1 protein-coding gene is annotated in these 1,302 nt (G+C 62.1%); it reads left to right on the forward strand.

Features of this window, described 5'->3' with window-relative positions; genetic code table 11:
• The first annotated feature begins 54 nt into the window (after positions 1-54).
• A protein-coding gene (locus ABD883_RS11970) for an IS3 family transposase (protein WP_404801696.1) occupies positions 55-1,250 on the forward strand; the annotation gives its coding sequence in 2 pieces (ribosomal slippage) (positions 55-307 and positions 307-1,250; 1,197 coding nt in all).
• The last annotated feature ends 52 nt before the right edge of the window (positions 1,251-1,302 follow it).

Consider the following 1,302-nt stretch of genomic DNA (forward strand, 5'->3'; position numbering starts at 1 on the left):
TGGGGTGTATCAAGGTTCTTGGACAGTTCCTCTTGATGGGAGAGGATCAAGAGCATGGCAAGTGCATCACGGCGGAAGTTCAGCCCGCAGTTCAAGGCTGAGGCGGTCCAGCTGGTCGTGCAGAACGATCGGCCGATCGTCGAGGTGGCCGGCGAGCTGCAGGTCAATCCGGGGACTTTGGGCAATTGGGTCAAGCGTTACCGGCAGGACAACCCGGAACCGGTTCAAGAGTTGAAGCCGGCCGATCACGCTCGGCTGGCTGAGTTGGAAGACGAGGTCCGGCGGCTGCGGATGGAGAACGAGTTCTTAAAAAAAGCCGCGGCCTTCTTCGCCAGGGAGCAGGACTGAATGAGAAGTCAGCCCTGATCGAGGCGGAGAAGGGAAACTATCCGATCAGCTGGATGTGTCAGAAGCTGGGCGTGGCCCGGTCGTCGTTCTACGCGTGGCGGGCTCGAGTCGGGACCCTCACGGCGACGCAGGCGCGTCGCGAGGCGCTGAAGAGCGAGATCGTACGGGTCTTCGCACAGCAGCGCGGGACTGCGGGATGCCGGCGGATCGCGGCCGAGCTCAACGACAACGAGTTCCCCTGCTCTGTGGGACTGGTGGCCGATCTGATGCGCGAACTGGGGCTGGCTGCGATCCAGAAGCGCGCCTACAAGCGCACTACCGTCGTCGATGAGCAGGCCCAGGTTTTCACCGATCGGCTGGAACGCGACTTCGACCCGGACTCTTATGCGCCGGGGCAGGCGCTGGTCGGCGACATCACCTACCTGCGCACCGGCCAAGGCTGGTTGTATCTGGCCACGGTGATCGATTTGGCTACGCGCATGGTCATCGGCTGGCAGATCGCCGAGCGCATGCGCGCCAGCCTGGTCGTCGATGCTCTTGAGATGGCGCGCACGCAAGGCGGAGCCACGGCAGGAGCGATTTTCCATTCCGACCATGGATCGCAGTACACCTCGGATGAGTTCACCCGTTATTGCAGTGAGAACGGGGTTTTCCAGTCGATGGGTCGGACAGGGGTGTGCTGGGACAACGCGGCGGCCGAATCGTTCTTCGCCACTTTGAAGAACGAGATGTACTACCAGCAAGTCTTCGAGACCCGCGGTCGAGCCCGGCTGGCGGTGGCTGAGTACATCGAGGTGTTCTACAACCGCCGTCGGCGCCACTCAGCGCTGAGCTACCGGACACCGGTACAAGCTTGGAACGATCACCACGGCGCCGCTGAAGACCTCGTCCAGGCGGCCTGAGCAGAGAAGGAAAACTCGTAGGGACTGTCCACATTCCTTGACACAGCCCAAA

Source organism: Brevibacterium pityocampae (genome assembly GCF_039541555.1).
Classification (GTDB): domain Bacteria; phylum Actinomycetota; class Actinomycetes; order Actinomycetales; family Brevibacteriaceae; genus Brevibacterium; species Brevibacterium pityocampae.